The following is an 18,667-nucleotide window of genomic DNA, read 5'->3' as shown; positions in this document are numbered from 1 at the left end:
TTTCCGGGGACCCCAAAAAAGAATGTAAAAAGCAGGACGTATACGTCCTGCTTGATCATCAATGTTTCTAAGACTAATATTACCCTTTTAACGTACTCAGCAATCGCATCGCATCCGTCTCCTTAGATAACGCACTGACCAAAGCCGGCTGCTCACTGATATGCGACAATTCTCTGAACAGCTGCCTCATCTCTTCCCGCTCATCGTGCTTAACCGCAAGCAAGAACACAAGCTCTACTTTCTCGGTTCCCCAGGTGATCGGCTGTTTCAGAGTAACAATCACGATGCAGGACTGTTTAACCCACTTCGGGCTGCCATGAGGGATGGCAATGCCCCCGCCAATCGTCGTAGCAGACATATTCTCACGATCCAGCACACTTTCCGTATAGCCTGCCTCGACATACCCTTTGTCCTCCAGCATATGCGCAAATTTGGCGATTAACTGTTCTGGGCGCTCTATCTCCTGCTGAGGAAAGACGAGAAAAGGTGTCGTATATTTCAAAAAGACTGATTCCTCAGCCGCCCTGCAATCCGGCTCATCAAGCCGCCGGATCGCTTGCTCCAGCTTACGCTCGTCACTGGCCTCGAGCAGTGGGGAAACGAGGATGTGAGGTGATTTTAGCTTGGGCAGATCCACCGTTGTAATAATAAGATCCACCTCATGAGCTGCCAGATAATCCTCCACTTCCGCTTTGGACATCGTTGTCTCTACATGCACGGACGGGAATCTCCGTTCCACCTTCGCGAGAAGCAATTGGGACATCCCGACGCCCATATGACACACGATAATGGCCTTCTGAGGATGGCTTTCATTCTGGTGAAGCCGTTCCACAGACGCCTGAAAGTGCAGCGTCAAATAGGCGGCTTCCTCTTCGGGAAAATACAGCTGGAGCGCTCCCCCTACCTCTTCCAATGCCATGATGACCCGATCGAACATGTAGGGGTACATCTTTTTGATCTCAGCCAGCATCGGATTAGACACAGCCAGACCATAATGAAGACGGTTCATGGTCGTGTATAAATGCACTTTCAACCCGTTCAATAATACCTGGTCCTTGGAGAAAGGGATCATATTCAACTCCGACATCCGCCGAATCAATTGCTCAACCAATTGGGGCAGCAGGGGGTGGCTGTCTGCCAGATCACTCCGCCGGGCGCCTTCATCCTCCTGCGTGTATCGGAACTTCCCGCCAAGCAGGTGCAGGGTTAGATAAGCGGTTTCTTCCTTGGAAAAAGGTACGGCGAACAGTTTTTGCAGCTTCTTCAAAAAGTCTATCGCCCATGCAAATTCCGCTTTGTTCTCCAAAAAGGCTATGTCCTGCCCAGAAAGCGAAATCGGCTGTCCCAGCTTGGTCCGTTTGACCATAAGCAGAATATGCAGCATCAGACTTTCAAAGGTTTCATCGGTGAAGCGGAGCTGATGTTGCTTTTGCAACGCCTTCAACTCATTGAATACGGTTGCAATCTCATGCGGTTCATACTGCTTACGCATCATCTGTCCCGTCAACTCCGGACGATTGATCAACTGGTTCAACCGCGCCAGCGCCATCCGTTTGTTCTTCTCCGAGCCTTCAATCATTAAGCCCACACGCTGCTTAGTCACTAAGTTCAGATCAAAGCTGTGCAGCCAGCCCTCAATCTTCTCCATATCTCGACGAATAATCGTCTTGTTCACATAAAACAAAGAAGCCAGGTTCTGAATGGTTACGGGCTTCGCGTTCATCAAGAGCCGGTAAGCCAGATGCAGCACCCTTTCCTCATCGGATACATGCTCGGTGGAACTCTCGTTTGAATACAAACGTTGGAATAAATCAGTCTGATCTGCTTCCCCGATCTCCAGATAAACGCCGAGTCCCGGCCTTTTCACCAGATTACCACTGGAGTGCTTAACTATATATTCATCAATTACCTTCAGATCATTCCGGATCGTCTTCTCCGAGCACTCGGTCTGATCCGCCAGATCCTGAACGAGCCACAACCGGTTCGGTTCCATTAACAAATTGCGAAAAATCTCTTTTTGCCTATTATTCATTCCGATCTCCTATTCAACTTATTTGGAGAGCTCTCTAAATGTGGAGCAGGTACATAGTCCTACGTATATCATATCCAGGTCTGTATAGCAATCTGATCTGGGATGCTGCACGAAAATGGATAGATGCGGATGGAGCAAAAGAATGGCATGTTGACGGAAAAGCTGAGCATATACCGTTTTTTTAAAATCTGACGTTAACAAAACAAGAGTGCCGCAGAAACTTCGGCACTCTTGTTCATGATCCGTATTATAATCCTCTTACATCTCAAGAAATTCGTTCGGTTGCACGGCATATCTTTCCTATAAAAGCCTCCACAGCCTCCCGCGCCGACTCCGCCTCCGTCACGGCGGATATCACGGCGACACCATCCGCACCCGCTCCCATGACTTCCTCCACGCGCTCCACGGTAATCCCGCCAATCAATAGGTATTTATTGTTAATTTTGGTCAATGAGTCCTATTTAATTTCATATATTGTAAATCTTATATTATTATTAGTATAAACCCAAAATTATTTAAGAAGCGCGGCAGCTAATATCTCAAGCTGTACACATAAAACATTCGAGTTTTATGTTATGAATTGGAATTCTCTCCTTTCGCCTCTTACTGGCAGTGATGTAACTAATTCAGGTTCAGTAAATATACTAAAAAACAAATGACTAAAGGAGGAAGCATCTTAATGAAGGTAAAAAAAAGAACTGCTATAATAACTCTCGGTCTAGCATTTGCTATATCAGGTTCTAGTGTTTATGCGAGTGACTCATTAACAAACATCTTCTCTTTTAATACAGAAAATCAAGAAGAACAACAATATATTAAAAACGTAGAAAACAAACTTGTTTCTTCATGGAATTTAGGGAAAGAAACGATCCTACATCATTCAATTAAATCCGTGACATTGACAACACAACAAGACTTAAGCGAATGGAATATGATAAGCTCCATCGAGATTGAAGATAAATTATACTCAAAATTCAAATCAGAAGAGAAATCGTCTTTTATTGATGCATTTTATGGCGAAGAAAGAAGAGCAAACCTAGAAGTAGGGGATTACATGCCTGCTATTCTAATAAACTCCGAGTTAACGGAAGCCAAGCAGTTTTGGCAGAAGTATGATGGCTCTTATATTGTTATTAACATGAAAACGAAGAACTCAAATGGATCAAAACAATGGTATGTAGAAGGAAAAGCAGAACACTTAAACTGATAAAATTTACCCTATAGTTGTAAAGAGTGTCGAAAAATTTCGACACTCTTTTTTTATAGTAAGTTCTATTAATTGTTAACATCCTTTCACATGAAAAACATCCACTACCTGAAGCTCTTATCTACAATAGCCTCCACAGCCTCCCGTATCGACTCCGCTCCCGTCACGGCGGATATCACCGCGACGCCATCCGCACCCGCTCCAATCACTTCCTCCACGCGCTCCACGGTAATCCCGCCAATCCCAACGATCGGCAGGTGGATTCCAGCTTCGCGAAGCTCATGGAGAATTGCTGGGCCTTGCGCAGTCTTGGCATCATCCTTCGAGCGGGTCGGATAGATCGGCCCGATGCCAAGATAATCGGCACCGTGGAGAATCGCGCGCCGCGCTTCCTCCACCGTGTGGGCGGAAACGCCGAGAATCCGGTTGCCGATCCGCTCGCGGACGGAAGCCGCGGATTCGTCGTCCTGGCCGACGTGCACGCCGTCGGCGTTCAGCTTCAGTGCCAGCTCCACATCGTCATTGACGATGAAGGGTACGCCCGCTTGGCGGCACTGATCCTGGATCCGGCGAGCCAACTGGATCATCGGCACGCCAACAAGCGAGCCATGTCCCTTCTCGCGGAACTGGACCATGGTTACGCCGCCAGCCAGTGCTTCCTGCACAATCCGGCTTGGCTCTTCGATACAGTTCACACTGCCGAGTACGAGGTACATCCGTAGATGCTGCCTCATCATCTCGGGTGTCACTCTCCCCGTCATCGCAGCACCTCCTGACGGCGGCGACGATACGCCCAATGATTCGTGGGGCCGTGTCCCTGCCCCAGGTTTAAGCCGTCCTCAATGGCGGCCTGGATGAATAAGCGCCCGCTCTGAATCGCATCGAATGCACTCAAGCCTTTGGCCAGGCCTGCAGTGATGGCGGCAGAGAAAGTACAGCCGGTACCATGCGTATGAACGGTATGAATTCTTTTGCCGTATAGTTCGGAGAAGGCAGTGCCATCGTATACGAGGTCCATGACCGGAGGACTTTCGGCATTACCGAATCTGTCGTCGGTCTTGATACTAGGAGAGCGTCCCTCACTTAACTCCCCGAGAGGGTTGGCAGTTCTCGTTTGGCCATACGTACTTTCGGACTGCGGCAACTCTTCCTGCTGCGTACCCGCCGCTATATCTGCTCCTCTGTCTCTTTGGTGATCCGAACCTTCACCGGCGACGCCCGGCATTCCCTCGTCATGGCCGCCTTTGATCACCACAATCTTGGGCCCCAGATCATGAATACGTCTCGCCGCTTCCTTCCGATCTTCCATCGTGCGGATACGCATCCCCGCCAATACTTCGGCCTCCGGTATATTGGGGGTGACGATCAAGGCCAGCGGCAGCAAGTCTTCTCTTAAAGCCTGCACCGCTTCGCTTTGCAGCAGCTCCGCTCCGCCCTTGGCAATCATCACGGGATCGACAACGACCTTCCCCCAGCCGAATGCCCGAATCCGGTCAGCAACCAGCCGAATGACCTCGGCGTTGAACAGCATGCCCGTCTTCAATGCATCTACTCCGAGGTCTGAGCCAACCGCTTCCATCTGCTCGGCTGCTGCCTCTGGGGGAAGCGGATATACGCCGTGAACCCCCAAGGTATTCTGCACCGTGATCGCGGTAATCGCCGACATGCCGTATACACCGAGTTCCTGGAAGGTTTTCAGATCGGCCTGAATGCCGGCGCCGCCGCCGCTGTCGGACCCGGCAATCGTCAGTGCCCGGGGCACGCGAGTCTTGCTCATCGTGCGCCACCGGCGGCAGCCGTTCCCGCTTCCCGGACAGCGGCATATCCCGCCAACGAGCCTGGATGAAGTTTTGCCAGCTCATCCAAGAAAGCGATCTGGAAGCTTCCCGGTCCTTGGTCCGCCGTGCATTCCGCAGCTCTCGCCGCCGCGGCCCCGTAGAAGGCCAGACCCGCCGTACCCGCAAGCAGCAGGTCTGCTTCCACTGCGGCAAAGGCACCCAGCACCGAGGTCAGCAGGCACCCTGCGCCAGTCACCTTCGTAAGCAGAGCATTCCCTCCGGTAATGATACACACCTCTGTTCCATCGGTAATTACGTCCTCTTCACCGGTAATGGCCACGATCGTGCCTAATTCGCGTGCAGCCCGCACGGCCAGCTCAGCATGATGACTGCCAGTGCTGTTGCCAGCGTCTACGCCCTTAATCTCTCGGGCCTCCCCGACAAGATGAGCGACTTCAGCCGCGTTTCCGCGCACGAGCGAGACCTTCACCTCACTCAGAATCCGCAATGCCGACTCCGTCCGAAAACGGGTCGCTCCCGCACCGACCGGATCCAGCAGAACCGGCACACCGTGCGCATTCGCCGATTGCCCGGCGAGAATCATCGCATCCACCAGCTCGCGGTTCAGCGTGCCGATGTTCAGCACGAGCGCGCCCGCTATGGCGGCCATATCCGCCACTTCCTCCGGCGCGTAAGCCATGACCGGCGACACGCCCAGCGCGTACAAGCCGTTAGCCGTAAAATTCGTAACCACCACGTTTGTCATATTGTGAACGAGGGGGCTCGTCTGCTGTACCTTCGTTAAAAGCGCCGAAACCTCTTTTTCCCATGCATGCATATGAATCGCCTCTCTTATCTATATTGGAATTTATGTGCTTATTATGACTCCTTACAGCACCGCAGCCTCAAGCTGCACCGGCCATTCCTCCTGCTTGTAAGCCATGTCCCAAAACATATACTCCAGCTGGCAGCTCAGCATAAAATGCTCCTTCATCCGTTCCCGCTCGGCGGCCGTCGCATGCTCTGCCCATTCATCGACACGGTTGCAGAACTTGGCTGTCGCGTCTTCCCCACGGTTGCCGTAGAAATAAATCCAGTCATAGAACGGATGGGATGCATCCGGCTTCACTTCATCCAGCAGCTTGCGGCCAATCTCCAGATACGTCCATGGGCAAGGCAGCAATACGGCCATAATCTCGCCCAGACTGCCCTCATGCGCCACCGTCAGCATATGTCGGATATAATGATGCGCGGACGGAGCCAGCGGATAGCCCTGAAGCTCTTCGTAGGTCACCCCGGCGGCTGCGCACAAATTCTGATGCGGGTGCACCTCGCTGTGCAGGATGAATGATATCTGTTCGTTAAAGGTGGCGATCTCTTCCCTGCTGGTCGATTTGGATATGGCGATACCGTAAATCCGCATGTAGGCATTCAAATACTCAAAATCCTGCTTCACATAGTGAATCAGCTGTTCTCGCGCCAGGTTCCCCTCGGCAATGCCTTTTACAAAGGGATGATCGAAGATTGCTTGAAAAATGTCTCCCGCCTGCTGACGGAGCGCTTGCGTGAAACTCATTTTTGTCCCCACCTCCAACATATTGAAGAGCAGGAAGTCCGTAAGATACGACTTTTCAGACAACGCTAAAAAGCCGCCCCCGAAAACTGGAGCGGCTTCGTCAACAAGCCCGGGTGCGCCAAAAAAGGCGCACCAAGACCTCATATACGAAGGCTCCACTTTCCTACGCTAGTACGAACTAGATCAGGTTCAAAGGGTCCAAGATACGCTCTTGTCTCAGCCGCCAACGGCTCCCCTAGTGGACTTCCTATTCTTTTGTCTAATACTGTACATAGGTTTATGGATGCTGTCAAACATTAACTGTTCGTGAACGAAGCCCCACGTTCGAAGCTTTCCCATGAGTGGGGATTAGGATGATGTACGGTGGCGGAGGTCATTCGCAAAAACGCCGGCGGCCGAAACTTGTTACGGGAACACTGACGCTCGGCTGTCATGTATTCCCCAACATAATGAGTACATAAGCGTTGGGTGTCTAGGGGTATGCATGGATGGCTGGGATTATAATCGATGTAGGGGCCGGCGGGAACTCAGAGTAGCTATGGTTTAGAGGTAGATTCCGGGGTAACACAGCGTGTATAGCTGAGGCTGCTGCTGGTATTGGTGCTTACTGCCGGTCTTGTTACTACTGCTGGACTTGGTGCTACTCCTCGAGCGTAACGGACTGAGGATACGTTATTTGGCTGAGTAGGTGTGATTTTTGATAGTTATCGGACACCAGGTACGCTATTCATAGAATATGATAGCAAATGGGCCGGTAATTGTGGTAATAAGGGATCCTGTGTCCGTTAGATTTAAAAATCGAGGGCAATTTGAGAAATAAGGGACCTGGAGTCCGTTGACAGGTGGTCTTATCGCTACTGCTGGTCTAAGTGCTACTATTGATCTTGTTGCTACCTGCTGGCTTGGTGCTACTTGCTGGTCTTGGCTACTACTGATCTTGGTGTTACTGCTGGTATTGGTGCTGCTGCTGGCTCGGTTCTACTACTGGTATTGGTGCTACTGCTGATCTTGGTGCTACTTGCTGGTCTTGGCTACTGATGATCTACTGGACTTCGTGCTACTCCTTGAGCGTAACGGACTGAGGATACGTTATTTGGCTTAATAGGCGTAATTTTTGAGAGTTAACGGACACCAGATACGTTATTCATAGAATATGATGGCAAATAGGCAGTTTATTTTGGTAATAAGGGATCCTGTGTCCGTTAGATTTAAAAATCGGGGTCAAATTGAGAAATAAGGGATCTGGAGTCCGATAACAGTCAGGGGCAGCGGCACGAAGTAGGGGACTTGGTTAAGCTGTGCTGGCGTGCGGTGTGGCATGCCTTATAGCGGCAGTACTGGCGATGCTGTGATGCTAAAAAAGGAGGCGTCCCTCAAGATCTGAGATCTTTTGGGATGCCTCCTTTTTTAGCTTTTTCCTTGCATCATCTGCTATACGATAATACTACCCTGTAGCATTCGTCTTCATTCATTACTGAATGCCGTAAAACTCCTGCAACTGGTCAATCATCAGATTGGCCGCCAGGATGCCGCCTGCTGTATTCCAGATTGCATCATCCACTTTGTGGGCTTGGCCGTTCTTGACGACGTTCAGGTTTTTCCATAATGGATCGTTGATCCATTCCTGCTCGGTTTGGTTGGCGCCGCCATCCCCGGTTTCATAAGTGAAGTAGAAGAGTCTGTCGGCATCTGCCTCAGGCAAACGTTCCTTCGTGATCTCGTCAACGAAATCGTCCTTGGCGTTCTTGGTCATGTCGTTGCGGGCGATGCCGATTTTATCGAAAATGACGCCCGAGAACGTATTGGTATGGTACACGCGCGTCTTGCCAGCCATGAAACGGACCACGGAAACGGTCTCGTCCAGCTTGCTTCCGGCCTTCTCTTTGAAATCCTGAATCCGCTTGTCGTATGCAGCCAATAGCTCTTCGCCTTCGGATACCTTGTTCAGCGCCTTGGCATACAGTTCAAAATTGTTCTGCCACTCGCCGCGAAGATCCTCGGCAAAAACGGTCGGCGCGATCGCCTTCAATTGCTCGTATACTTTCTCCTGACGCATCTTGTTGCCGATAATCAGGTCCGGCTGCAGGCCCGCGATCAGTTCGATGTTCGGCTGGCTCTCTTCCCCGACAACGGTAACGCCTTCCATCTGGTCTTTAATATGTGGATACCATGGGTCACCTGTCCAGGATCTAACAGCGCCTACTGGCTTCACGCCCAATGCGAGAAGCGCCTCGGTTCCTTCGTTCGTGAGAACCACCACTTTTTGAGGGGTTCCCTTGATTGTTTCCGTACCCATCGCATGTGTAACTTCATAGGATTCGCTTGCTGCGCTACCATTGTTACCACTTGCATTATTCGTCGTGTCGCCGCCAGTATTGTTTGTATTTTCTTTCGCTGGGCTTGCTCCACAACCGGCAAGAATCACGATCATAATGAGAGCCAGCAAGCTAAACTTGAGGCCTCTCGTTGGTTTATTTGCCATTCCTTTTCCCATTCCTATCTAAATCCCCCTTGTGTCATATCCTTCTACTTGAAAATCATTATCAATCACTGATTCAAAACTATAAAGGGTTTCCTGAAAAATATCAAGATATTTATGAGAATGATTATCAAGCTCATTGACAGATCGGGTCCCTTCACCTAAAATTCATATGAACTTAATTATTCATGGACTTAAGAAAGTGAGCATATATGCGCGTATTCGGACTATTCATATCGCTATTGGCGCTGGCTGCTGCCGTCATGGGCAGCATCGCATTCGGAGTAACAAACGTACCTCTTCATCAGGTATTGGAATCGTTCACTCACTTCAACGGGAGCAACGAGCATCTGATCATTCTCACAGCAAGACTGCCCCGGGCGCTCATTGCACTTGCTGTAGGAGCAAGCCTAGCTGTTGCGGGTGCCCTCATGCAGGTCATCACGCGCAATCCGATTGCATCACCCAGCACGCTGGGCGTGAACTCCGGTGCAGCCTTCTTCATTATTATGTCAGCGGGTTGGCTGGGTATAAGCGGACTCCAATCTCTTACCTGGGTCGCGCTGATCGGAGCCGCGGTAAGCGGCGGTATCGTGTTTTTCCTAGGCAGCATCGGCAGGGACGGCATGACGCCAGTAAAAATCACCCTCGCGGGTGCCTCCATAGCCGCCTTCTTCCATTCCTTAACGCAGGGATTCATGCTCTCTGACGGCAAAATGTTCGATCAGGTGCTGGTATGGCTTGTCGGCTCGGTAGCCGGACGCGATTTGAACCAACTTGCAGCCGTGTGGCCGTACATGACCGTTGGCATGCTGGTTGCACTCCTGCTGGGCCGCCATCTGAACGCCCTCTCCATGGGTGATGACATCGCCCAGAGCCTCGGGCAAAAAACAGCCCTCATCAAGTTGTTAGCGGCAGCGGCTGTTATTTTGCTGGCCGGAGGTTCTGTTGCCGCTGCGGGCCCCATCGCATTCGTCGGGATTATCATCCCGCATATCGTTCGGCATTTAATAGGAAATGATTATCGCTGGATTCTGCCTTACAGCGCGGTGCTCGGTGCACTTCTGCTGGTGACGGCCGATCTCGGCTCCCGATATATTGCCATGCCGAAGGAAGTCCCGGTCGGCGTGATGACCGCAATCATTGGCGTGCCGTTCTTCGTGTACATAGCCAGGAAAGGAAGACGAGCACAATGAATAAACACCGCATATTCCGCTCCAGGAACGCTAAAGTATCGTTTATGCTAGAGAGAAGAACACTATGGGTATGTCTGATCCTATTCGTGCTTTGCATCGCCGCCATGATTATTAGCACAGGCACAGGAAGCCAGTTTGTTTCGCCGCTTCATGTCATGAAGGCATTGTTCGGTAACGCTCCGCCCATGGAGCAGGTTATCGTTATGCAGCTAAGGCTGCCCCGAATTATTATCGCCGTGCTGATCGGCGCCGCTCTCGCCGTGGCGGGGGCTATTCTGCAGGGCGTCATCCGCAACCCCCTGGCCTCCCCCGACGTCATCGGTATAACGGAGGGAGCATCACTTGGAGCGGTTCTCTTCATCTTCATATTCACAGGCACCGTATCGATCCATTGGATGCCGCTATTCGCCATCCTTGGTGCTTTTTTCATAACCGGACTGCTGTACGTGCTTGCTTGGAAAAATGGCGTATCACCGCTGCGGCTAGTCTTGATCGGAATCGGAGTATCGGCTGCAATCAAATCGATCTCCTATATGCTTATCATATCCGGACCGCTGCAGTTGGCCGACCGCTCCCTTACTTTCATGGCAGGCAGCATTTACGGCATGTCCTGGGATAAGGACGTTTTGACCCTGCTGCCTTGGATAGCTGTACTTCTACCGCTTACATGGCTGCAGGCCCGCAATGTGAACATCCAAGCCTTGGGCGACGACGTTGCCAGCAGCACGGGCGCCCAGGTTCAGAAACAGCGCCTGATCCTAATCGGACTCAGCGTAGCTCTGGCCGGAGCAGCCATCTCGATCGGCGGCGCCATCGCCTTCATCGGTCTGATGGCACCGCATATGGCCCGCAGGCTGGTGGGTCCCTCCTTCGGGAGCGTCCTGCCGGTCAGCGCTCTGATCGGTGCGATTCTGCTCCTTGTCGCGGACTTGGTAGCTCGGACGGCATTTCTGCCGCGCGACGTTCCGGCAGGCGTATTCACCGCCGCAATCGGCGCGCCGTTCTTCCTCTACTTGCTGTATCGTAACCGCAATCGATTCTAGAACCGAAAGGAGCTGGCGTCATGAATACGCTGGAAGCAAAGGGATTGGGTCTGTCCTATGGGGGAGACTTTATATTCGAAAATCTGGATTTAACCGTGCCTATAGGTAAAATCACCGTGTTTATCGGCAGCAACGGCTGCGGCAAGTCCACTTTGCTGCGCTCCATGGCCAGGCTGCTGAAACCGCAGCGCGGCTCGGTTGTACTGAACGGGGCCGACATCGCAGGCTTGTCCACCAAGGACGTGGCGCGTAAGCTCGCCATTTTGCCTCAAGGGCCTACCGCCCCGGAAGGATTAACGGTGATGCAGCTGGTAAAGCAAGGACGCTATCCGTACCAGAGCTGGCTTCGTCAATGGTCACGCGAGGATGAGGAAGCAGTCACAGCGGCGCTGGCCTCCACAGGTTTGACCGAACTGGCTGACCGTACGGTTGACTCGCTATCCGGCGGCCAGCGCCAGCGGGCCTGGATCGCGATGACGCTGGCACAAGAAACGCCAATCATTCTGCTCGATGAACCGACCACCTATCTGGATTTGACGCACCAGATCGAAGTGCTGGATCTGCTGTATGAATTAAATGTTCAAGAACAACGGACCATCGTCATGGTGCTGCATGATATCAATCTGGCCTGCCGTTATGCCGATCATATCGTTGCTATTCGCGACGGAAGCATCAAGGCAAAGGGCAAACCGGGAGATATCATCGATTCCGAGCTGATGCAGACCGTGTTCCAGCTGCCGTGCGAGATTATTCCGGATCCGCTGTACGGAACCCCGATGTGCGTCCCGCGCGGGAAGGGCATACGCCGGCCTTTAGCCGTCAAGCCGGAACCAGCGGAACCCAAACAACCAACAACGCCGACTCCAGCTCCTGAGCTGGCACCCGTGTAGCATAAATTGCAATCAAGCCGACTCCCTTTCGCATTCAAGCGGTGGGATCCGGCCTTTTTTATGTGGGCTTGACGCGAAGAGACAAAAGACCCCCATGCAGTGAGACATGAAGAAAGACATGCAGTGAGACATGAAGAGGACACACAAAGAAGACCACCCCAAAACCATGAGGGTAGCCTTTGTATTTGTAATAAACGCTATGAACATATGTTTTGTCTTCCATTGCTCACATGCTGTTCCACTGACGGTTCTGTTAACGACAACTTATGACCATTTACCTACACGCGGGACTTTATTCCTTTGTCGAAGCGGAAGTCCTTTGAACAGTTTGGACTTTTCACGCTTCCGTTGTTCCAGCAGGTTCTTTACCCCTCGCATCAACATTCGGTACCGCATCTCATCCTCGTGGCCGTATTTTCGCATTTCATCAAAATACTCGTCTGTCATCCTATCACTCCAGCTGTATAAGTCTATAGAACTAGAGTATAGGACCGAACTATACAATTTCTAAACAAGACTCGGTTACATGCAAAGCTGACGGCCCCTGCATCCTGCATGGCTGAGCTGACGGCAATCTCCACGGCTCGCCGTCTTCGCCGAAGAAGTAGGCCCTGCGGTTCCTCTCCTCGGAGGCCGCTTACGGAAAACCGGAGATGGGAATCCACTTGCTCATTATCCGTCTTATAGCCGTATTTCAGGGGTCCCGGGGACGCGGCATCGCGACGCTTATTTATTATATGTACATTTATGCGCCTGCCATCGTATTCGCTCGATTCGTTCCAATGTTGTACAGCGAATATTCGTTTCGCATCGGATCGACAGGTATTATACAATGAACAAAAAAGGGGGCGTCGCTCATGTGGAGTAAATTCAGGTTGAACAGGCCAGTATGGGCTGGCATCACCACCGGCATTCTCCTCGGGCTGTTCCTAAAAATCGTAGAGCATTTCACCTCATTGAAGGTTTACACGCTGCTCCTAAACATTGACTACGTACCTGTCCTGAATGAGCTGAAGCTCTCCGAAATTATCGAGTTTGCGCTGCACCTCATCATCTCCGTCCTGCTGAGCATCGCTCTGGCTGTCTTTCTGAAGCAGAAGAATTGGACCCGCTGGCGAAGCTTGTCTTGGGTCTCCCTGGTCTGTTTGGCCGTAGGGCTTCTCCTGTATCTGACCACCATTTTGTCTGACCGTACACCGGAGTTATCTGACCTCGCTGCTCTTCTGTTCTGGCTGGCCGGTCATCTACTGTATGGTATTGCATTAGGCTGGCTGCTGACGGGTTCACGCGGAGCCTCCGCCTAGATCGGGAAAGCAGCCTTGCGAAAACGTCGATTATGGATAAACGCAAAATGACCGCCCCACTTGAATAGGAGCGGTCACGCTATGATACCGAATGCGCAAATGCCGCACTCATGCTATGGATCTTCATTTGGCAATGCTAGCGTCCCAGGGACAAGTCCTTGTCCACTTCGCTATCGGTTTCCTCATCCTCGACGTTTGCGTCGTCACCGGATGCCGCTACGCCATCCATGAAGTCTTGAATCTGACCGCTGTTGCGGGTCAACGTAGCAACGGAAACCTCATGCTTCTTCGCGATATCGGACTTCGTTGTTGAAATGTTCAGCGATGAAGTTACTATATATTCCAACGCACTTGCATATCCGCCCTGTTTACGGTACTTCGGATTGGCTTCTCTGGAGAAGCTGTTCCAGACCATCAGGAGGCTGAACACTTGAAACAGCTGCTGATCATCCTGCAGCTCATAATCCCGGCAGATCTGAGGAAACACAGACTCGGCAAGCTCGCGATGCTCATCAGCGTTCCAGTCCATCCATCCCAGCTTGTCGTTAATCATCTGACGCAATTGATCGACCTGCAGCTTAGGCTCTTCTGCTCTCGCACCAGGGAACTGGATGACTTTACCGTATACCGTGCGTTCATCTTTTTCAAGACAACATCTTTTGTACTTTTTCCCGCTTCCGCAGTGACATAGATCGTTTCTTCCTAGCTTTTTCATTTCCTAGCTCCTATTTGAATGATTTCTTCTATTATACATGGAAAATATGAAAATGCGCATCTCAAGCCTGTAAACCCTTAAGGCATGCCGGCCTTCCGCGTCATAACACTCTCTTACAGGGGGGGCTTCCGATAAGAAGGTGTCCAGGCAAGTTAGATAGCAAAAAAGCGCGGGTCCCCTCTATGAAAGCCGCGCCCCTTCATATTATTCTATATTATCGTCATAACGCAAGTAGGATGTAACAAATTTGTTAGAACCTATAATAGACTTGTACCATTTTTGGTAAAGATTCCATAGATCCGCGCCTTAAGGCTCATTGGCCTGGCCCAATGGTCACAGATTTCGATTTCATTGCGTTTACGTTACTTCACCCATACGCTAACATTTGAACCTGTTGACTGCCTTATCGCCCTGCTGCAGATGCACTATCGCCAATCACTTGCCTGAGCACAGGCTCAAGCCGGTCCGCCATCAGCTTGAAGCCGAGGTCCGTCGGATGAACCCCGTCAACCGTCGTTTCCCCGGGATCATCACCTAACCAATCCGATCCATCGACGAACGTTAGGTTATGATCTCCCGCCTCGGTCAGCTGCCGGATAAGATCCATCTGGAACTTCTTCCGCGCAAGCCGCCCTTCGAGAATCTCCGGCTTGAACGACTCGGCTCCATGGCGGATGCGGGATATCAAGATGATGGGAACCTCCGGATGAACCTTGCGGTAAGTCTCGATATATAGAGGCAAGGTCTGTCGATAAGACTCAGTGCTCCCGGCGTTACCCTCGTAATCAATGACGAGACATGCGGGTTCCGGAATTTGAGCCGCCAGTATCGCAAGCTCCGACTCCCCTTTTCCGTTGCCCGAGAAACCCAAATTGATAAACTCCAGATGAAACCTGCGGCTTAAGATGTTTGTATACGACATGCCGGGCCGTGACGCGCATCCGCCTTGCGTAATGGATGTTCCGTATACAATCACTTTTTTGGAAGAATCATAGGATTCCGGTGCCCAAACCTCGGCCCCTGGTTCAAGTCCAATCCATATCTCTTCGACGCCCTGGTACAAGGGCATATTCAGGAGGAACGACCGTGCCTCGCTTGTCCCGGAATCAAAGATGCTGCTCTCATACTCCACCTGACCAGCCTGAAATCGAGCCGTTCCCGCATGCAGCCAATGGCCGGGGCCGCCGATATACGCATCGACGCCGCACTCCCCCGTTGGCGGCATGTGGTACAGCCGGATCCTGCGGTCAGACGCACGCGGACCGACACGCTCCGCGAATTCGTGCGAAAGCGGATCTGACCGCCCGATGTGCAGTTCGCTAACGCATCCACCTCAGGTCGGATATAAACATCCGGTACCGAAGGCAGTCTGCGATATATGCGTTCTGTATGGAACCAGCCAAATCCGGATACCTGAAACGGCCCCCTCTGGGGGGAATACCATATCCGTTCGTCCGCTCCATGGTTCTCGATCTTCATGTTCTGATCCAACTGATAAGGGGATACCTTCTCAGGCTCAGGAATTCGGTTCTGCACAATTCTCGCCTCCCTATGTAGTTAGGAATGATTAAGAATCCAAAGCGCTTATCTTCTTCTCAAGTGTTATATCGCCTCATCCGCTCCAGTTTCAGAGCCATTGAGCCATAATTTCAGAGCCTTCCTACCGGTCCCATGCGGTGGCAACCTCTTCCTTCAGCTCCTTCAGCAGCTCTTCCTTGTCGTCTCGGTAGAACATGTTGTAGGTGTCAAACGGGATCATTCGTCCGTCGGGATGCATGATGTGGACGCAGGATTTCTTGACGGAACGGACGTCGAAGTTATGGGCGTCCAGGAACTGCATGATAATGACCCGGAAGACGTTGTCATAGGTTATCTGCTCCGGCACGGCGGCTAGCGGCAGACAGCAGAGCAGGCTCTTCAGGGAAAGCGCCGAGGATTGCGGCGAGTGTCCCGTCGACAGCAGCTCAAACATTTTGCCTCGGATCACCGGATCCTGCTCAAACACAATCGTGTTGCTGTCGCCCTCCAGTAGAATTTCCGGGTCGATCATCCGCGTCAACGGCAGCACTTCCCCGCCCAGCTTCAAGGCGTAACCCATGGCCAGGCAATCTGGGTGGCACGGCACCGGCAGAATGTCCGCATCCGTAAATACTTCGGACTGGTCGATGATCATCCGCCGCACTTCGCTCACGGTTAGCCGGTCGGTTGCCGGATCATACCCCTCCAGCCGGCCCGCAGCCTGAATCGGCTGAATGGTGACGCCGCGCACCGCTTTTTGCTGAAGCCCATACTGAATGATATCTCCGATTTCGCCGTCATTGAGGCCTTTCTTCAGCGTGACGACCAGTGTCGTGGAGATATTGAATTCATTCAGATGGTCGATAGCTTGCTGGCGGATGCGCCGAAGATCGGCCCCTCTCAGCTCCTTCAGCACATGCGCCTCAAAGCTGTCGAATTGCAGGTAAATTTCGAATCCTGGCATGTACTCGGCCAGCCTCCGCGCAAAATCACGGTCCTGGGCAATGCGGATGCCGTTTGTGTTCACCATAATATGCTTGATCGGGCGGCTCTTGCACATGTCCAGGATGTCAAAGAAATCCGGATGCGTCGTCGGCTCGCCACCGCTGATCTGCACGATGTCAGGCTCCCCCTCGTTCTCCACGATCCGGTCGAGCATGAATTCGATCTGCGTTAGCGACCGGTACGAGGTACGATGCGGCGACGACTCCGCGAAGCAGATCGGGCACTGCAGATTGCAGTGGTCCGTGATCTCCAGCAGCGTGAGGCAGCTGTGCTGCTCATGGTCCGGACAGAGCCCGCAGTCATAAGGACAGCCGTAACGGATCGGCGTATTCCAGACAAGCGGCATTTCGGACGGCTTGATAAACTTTCGCGTCTGATGGTAATAATCGGCCTCTGTGGCGATCAGCACTTTTTCCGGACCGTGAACGAGGCATCTTTTGAGCATATAGATCATGCCGTTCTCCTCGATGATCTTGGCTTCCACTTTGCGGTAACAAGTCGTGCATATGCTATTCGTCAGTTCATGATACAGATAAGGCCGGTATTTTGGCATAATCAAGACTCCTTTGGTCAGCTTGGAAGATGGGAACCCGGCATGAAGCGGCGAAGCCGGTTTCTGCCGCCGATCAGCCATGCATAATAGATGAGGCCCGCGATGCAGGCTAATTGGATATTGTTCAGTCCCAGGTAAGGATGCGGCGTCGGTTTAATCCAGTCGATCACCAGGCGGAACAGCAGGTACCCGGCCATAAACCATTGAAACATCCGCCCGGACACGTAGCCCTCGCGAGTGGATTTGCCGCGGCTTTGGCGGTACAGCGGAAGCAGCAGTAAGGCCAGCACGATCAGGAACAGGATCTCATACAGCTGAGTCGGATGGCGATAAACCCCGTCGCCAAAATCCACGCCTGTGAACCAGGTCGTCGGCGTGCCATAGGTATGGTCATCCAGGCCGGTCAGAAAACAGCCGATCCGTCCGAGTCCCAGACCCAGCATCAGCGGGTAAACAAAATCGTCGCCCGTGGAATGCCTCCATCCCACCAAGCGCTTTGTCAGCTCGACGCCGATCAATCCGCCCAGAAGACCGCCGACAATCGTCTTGCCTCCCCATAACAGGTGGAATTGGCGCAGCTGTTCCCAAGTGGCAGCCGGATCCTCCAGCCAAAATAGCAGCTTGGAGCCAATGGCCGCGCCGGCGATGATTCCAGCCAGAATCTGCAGGCTCATCAGCTTGGTCATGCCGCTCGGCCTGCGGGTCCATAAATACACGCGGAAGCCGATAAAGTAAGCCAGCGATTCAAACAACACATGTGGATGAATCCGCCAGGAACCTAGGTACAAATAAACAGGAAACTCCATCTGTCCACTCCTTGAAATAATAACTGAATTGAAAATTGCGCTTGTCGGAATTAGGAACACGTGCGTTAATAAGAAAACAGTATGGCTCCGCAGATCGTCAGCAGCAGCAGCGCAAGACCGCCCAAGATAGCCAGTATGGAGACGATTACGGTCACCCATACGTTCCTAGGCCGTCCCGGCATGCCGGGAGCGGGGGTCATCTCACCGCAGCGATAGCGGCAGCGGCCTGTCTCCGGATTATGGCATTCCTCGCATACCGGCTTTCCGCAGCGCGTGCACTGAGCGACGGCCTCCCTCTCGGGATGGTTCATGCAGCGGTAGACTTCCATCCAATCACCTCACTTGGCATTTAACCCTTATATTCCCTATTGTAAACGTTACCGGGGAATTAAACTACCAGATTCGTTATGACCGTTGTCCAGTGATCATGAGGAGTTTCAGTCACCGCACTGGAGCTGCCAAACTGCGAATTCGCGTTAACAACATAAAAAGGCAAGCCATCTGTCTCATTCGAGCCAGTGCTTGCCTATCCATTCCAGTGTTCTGTCGGTCAGCTGGTGGGAGC

General features: G+C 52.1%; 17 protein-coding genes, 3 pseudogenes and 1 riboswitch. Of the genes and pseudogenes, 6 read left to right on the top strand and 14 right to left on the bottom strand.

Going from position 1 to position 18,667, the window contains the following annotated elements:
• Positions 1-79 precede the first annotated feature (79 nt).
• Together MKY48_RS06170 and thiE (MKY48_RS06165) are read right to left on the bottom strand one after the other, a co-directional pair.
• Entirely contained in the window at positions 80-2,032 is a 1,953-nt protein-coding gene (locus MKY48_RS06170; protein ID WP_339270900.1) for a BglG family transcription antiterminator, read from the bottom strand.
• Between the two features lie 265 nt (positions 2,033-2,297).
• Positions 2,298-2,459: pseudogene (gene thiE / locus MKY48_RS06165) on the bottom strand (thiamine phosphate synthase); the annotation flags it as partial.
• 252 nt (positions 2,460-2,711) lie between these two features.
• On the opposite strand from thiE (MKY48_RS06165), the gene MKY48_RS06160 reads away from it, so the two are divergent.
• The gene (locus MKY48_RS06160) at positions 2,712-3,239 is read left to right on the top strand and encodes a hypothetical protein (RefSeq protein WP_339270899.1); all 528 of its coding nucleotides are present in this window, start codon (positions 2,712-2,714) and stop codon (positions 3,237-3,239) included.
• A 104-nt stretch (positions 3,240-3,343) separates the two neighbouring features.
• On the opposite strand, the gene thiE (MKY48_RS06155) is transcribed toward MKY48_RS06160, so the two are convergent.
• The 5 genes from thiE (MKY48_RS06155) to MKY48_RS06135 all read right to left on the bottom strand — a co-directional run bounded on the left by thiE (MKY48_RS06155) (position 3,344) and on the right by MKY48_RS06135 (position 9,087).
• On the bottom strand, positions 3,344-4,000 hold the full coding sequence (gene thiE / locus MKY48_RS06155) for a thiamine phosphate synthase (RefSeq protein ID WP_339292510.1): 657 nt from the start codon (positions 3,998-4,000) through the stop codon (positions 3,344-3,346).
• A complete protein-coding gene (gene thiD / locus MKY48_RS06150) occupies positions 3,997-5,016 on the bottom strand; it encodes a bifunctional hydroxymethylpyrimidine kinase/phosphomethylpyrimidine kinase (RefSeq protein ID WP_339292509.1) in 1,020 nt (339 codons plus the stop codon). Before thiD ends, thiE (MKY48_RS06155) begins: the two co-directional genes overlap by 4 nt.
• Positions 5,013-5,855, bottom strand: coding sequence for a hydroxyethylthiazole kinase (thiM, locus tag MKY48_RS06145; RefSeq protein WP_339292508.1), 843 nt, complete (start codon positions 5,853-5,855; stop codon positions 5,013-5,015). The genes thiD and thiM overlap by 4 nt, the downstream gene beginning before the upstream one ends.
• Before the next feature lie 51 nt (positions 5,856-5,906).
• Complete coding sequence (tenA, locus tag MKY48_RS06140) at positions 5,907-6,593, bottom strand: thiaminase II (protein WP_339292507.1); 687 nt, start codon at positions 6,591-6,593, stop codon at positions 5,907-5,909.
• 143 nt (positions 6,594-6,736) lie between these two features.
• Positions 6,737-6,840: riboswitch (TPP riboswitch) on the bottom strand.
• Positions 6,841-8,064: 1,224 nt separating this feature from the next.
• Entirely contained in the window at positions 8,065-9,087 is a 1,023-nt protein-coding gene (locus tag MKY48_RS06135) for an iron-siderophore ABC transporter substrate-binding protein (RefSeq protein ID WP_339292506.1), read from the bottom strand.
• A 197-nt stretch (positions 9,088-9,284) separates the two neighbouring features.
• Between MKY48_RS06135 and MKY48_RS06130 the strand changes: the two genes are divergently transcribed.
• The 3 genes from MKY48_RS06130 to MKY48_RS06120 are packed head-to-tail and all read left to right on the top strand — an operon-like array spanning position 9,285 to position 12,201.
• Entirely contained in the window at positions 9,285-10,268 is a 984-nt protein-coding gene (locus MKY48_RS06130; protein ID WP_076322772.1) for an iron ABC transporter permease, read from the top strand.
• A complete protein-coding gene (locus MKY48_RS06125) occupies positions 10,265-11,311 on the top strand; it encodes an iron ABC transporter permease (RefSeq protein ID WP_076322771.1) in 1,047 nt (348 codons plus the stop codon). The genes MKY48_RS06130 and MKY48_RS06125 overlap by 4 nt, the downstream gene beginning before the upstream one ends.
• A gap of 20 nt (positions 11,312-11,331) precedes the next feature.
• Positions 11,332-12,201, top strand: a complete 870-nt coding sequence (locus MKY48_RS06120) for an ABC transporter ATP-binding protein (RefSeq protein WP_339292505.1) — start codon at positions 11,332-11,334, stop codon at positions 12,199-12,201.
• A 264-nt stretch (positions 12,202-12,465) separates the two neighbouring features.
• On the opposite strand, the gene MKY48_RS06115 is transcribed toward MKY48_RS06120, so the two are convergent.
• Positions 12,466-12,648, bottom strand: a complete 183-nt coding sequence (locus tag MKY48_RS06115) for a hypothetical protein (protein ID WP_098742201.1) — start codon at positions 12,646-12,648, stop codon at positions 12,466-12,468.
• A 170-nt stretch (positions 12,649-12,818) separates the two neighbouring features.
• Here MKY48_RS06115 and MKY48_RS06110 point away from each other — a divergent pair.
• A pseudogene (locus MKY48_RS06110) lies at positions 12,819-12,932 on the top strand (GNAT family N-acetyltransferase); the annotation flags it as partial.
• 126 nt (positions 12,933-13,058) lie between these two features.
• Positions 13,059-13,505: a hypothetical protein gene (locus MKY48_RS06105; protein WP_339292504.1), complete on the top strand. Its 447-nt coding sequence runs from the start codon at positions 13,059-13,061 to the stop codon at positions 13,503-13,505.
• A gap of 136 nt (positions 13,506-13,641) precedes the next feature.
• Here MKY48_RS06105 and MKY48_RS06100 read toward each other — a convergent pair whose 3' ends face one another.
• From MKY48_RS06100 to MKY48_RS06075, 6 genes and pseudogenes are all read right to left on the bottom strand, one after another.
• The gene (locus tag MKY48_RS06100; protein ID WP_339270861.1) at positions 13,642-14,220 is read right to left on the bottom strand and encodes an SEC-C domain-containing protein; all 579 of its coding nucleotides are present in this window, start codon (positions 14,218-14,220) and stop codon (positions 13,642-13,644) included.
• A gap of 403 nt (positions 14,221-14,623) precedes the next feature.
• Entirely contained in the window at positions 14,624-15,142 is a 519-nt protein-coding gene (locus MKY48_RS06095; protein ID WP_339293473.1) for an SGNH/GDSL hydrolase family protein, read from the bottom strand.
• Positions 15,143-15,292: 150 nt separating this feature from the next.
• Positions 15,293-15,699: pseudogene (locus tag MKY48_RS06090) on the bottom strand (SGNH/GDSL hydrolase N-terminal domain-containing protein); the annotation flags it as partial.
• Between the two features lie 181 nt (positions 15,700-15,880).
• On the bottom strand, positions 15,881-17,296 hold the full coding sequence (locus MKY48_RS06085) for a radical SAM protein (protein ID WP_339292503.1): 1,416 nt from the start codon (positions 17,294-17,296) through the stop codon (positions 15,881-15,883).
• Between the two features lie 17 nt (positions 17,297-17,313).
• A complete protein-coding gene (locus tag MKY48_RS06080; protein ID WP_339292502.1) occupies positions 17,314-18,102 on the bottom strand; it encodes a prolipoprotein diacylglyceryl transferase family protein in 789 nt (262 codons plus the stop codon).
• Between the two features lie 65 nt (positions 18,103-18,167).
• Positions 18,168-18,431, bottom strand: a complete 264-nt coding sequence (locus MKY48_RS06075) for a B-box zinc finger protein (protein WP_339292501.1) — start codon at positions 18,429-18,431, stop codon at positions 18,168-18,170.
• Between the last annotated feature and the right edge of the window lie 236 nt (positions 18,432-18,667).

The sequence above is a fragment of the Paenibacillus sp. FSL W8-0187 genome (assembly GCF_037969755.1).
GTDB lineage: Bacteria > Bacillota > Bacilli > Paenibacillales > Paenibacillaceae > Paenibacillus_AQ.
Note: the sequence above shows the minus strand (reverse complement) of the source record. Positions and strands in the feature narration are given on the sequence as shown.

Bases quoted from the DNA above. Each gene is read 5' to 3' on its own strand.
- MKY48_RS06170 (WP_339270900.1), bottom strand. From the start codon at position 2,032: ATGAATAATAGGCAAAAAGAGATTTTTCGCAATTTGTTAATGGAACCG.
- MKY48_RS06160 (WP_339270899.1), top strand. From the start codon at position 2,712: ATGAAGGTAAAAAAAAGAACTGCTATAATAACTCTCGGTCTAGCATTT.
- thiE (WP_339292510.1), bottom strand. From the start codon at position 4,000: ATGACGGGGAGAGTGACACCCGAGATGATGAGGCAGCATCTACGGATG.
- thiD (WP_339292509.1), bottom strand. From the start codon at position 5,016: ATGAGCAAGACTCGCGTGCCCCGGGCACTGACGATTGCCGGGTCCGAC.
- thiM (WP_339292508.1), bottom strand. From the start codon at position 5,855: ATGCATGCATGGGAAAAAGAGGTTTCGGCGCTTTTAACGAAGGTACAG.
- tenA (WP_339292507.1), bottom strand. From the start codon at position 6,593: ATGAGTTTCACGCAAGCGCTCCGTCAGCAGGCGGGAGACATTTTTCAA.
- MKY48_RS06135 (WP_339292506.1), bottom strand. From the start codon at position 9,087: ATGGGAAAAGGAATGGCAAATAAACCAACGAGAGGCCTCAAGTTTAGC.
- MKY48_RS06130 (WP_076322772.1), top strand. From the start codon at position 9,285: ATGCGCGTATTCGGACTATTCATATCGCTATTGGCGCTGGCTGCTGCC.
- MKY48_RS06125 (WP_076322771.1), top strand. From the start codon at position 10,265: ATGAATAAACACCGCATATTCCGCTCCAGGAACGCTAAAGTATCGTTT.
- MKY48_RS06120 (WP_339292505.1), top strand. From the start codon at position 11,332: ATGAATACGCTGGAAGCAAAGGGATTGGGTCTGTCCTATGGGGGAGAC.
- MKY48_RS06115 (WP_098742201.1), bottom strand. From the start codon at position 12,648: ATGACAGACGAGTATTTTGATGAAATGCGAAAATACGGCCACGAGGAT.
- MKY48_RS06105 (WP_339292504.1), top strand. From the start codon at position 13,059: ATGTGGAGTAAATTCAGGTTGAACAGGCCAGTATGGGCTGGCATCACC.
- MKY48_RS06100 (WP_339270861.1), bottom strand. From the start codon at position 14,220: ATGAAAAAGCTAGGAAGAAACGATCTATGTCACTGCGGAAGCGGGAAA.
- MKY48_RS06095 (WP_339293473.1), bottom strand. From the start codon at position 15,142: ATGTCGTATACAAACATCTTAAGCCGCAGGTTTCATCTGGAGTTTATC.
- MKY48_RS06085 (WP_339292503.1), bottom strand. From the start codon at position 17,296: ATGCCAAAATACCGGCCTTATCTGTATCATGAACTGACGAATAGCATA.
- MKY48_RS06080 (WP_339292502.1), bottom strand. From the start codon at position 18,102: ATGGAGTTTCCTGTTTATTTGTACCTAGGTTCCTGGCGGATTCATCCA.
- MKY48_RS06075 (WP_339292501.1), bottom strand. From the start codon at position 18,431: ATGGAAGTCTACCGCTGCATGAACCATCCCGAGAGGGAGGCCGTCGCT.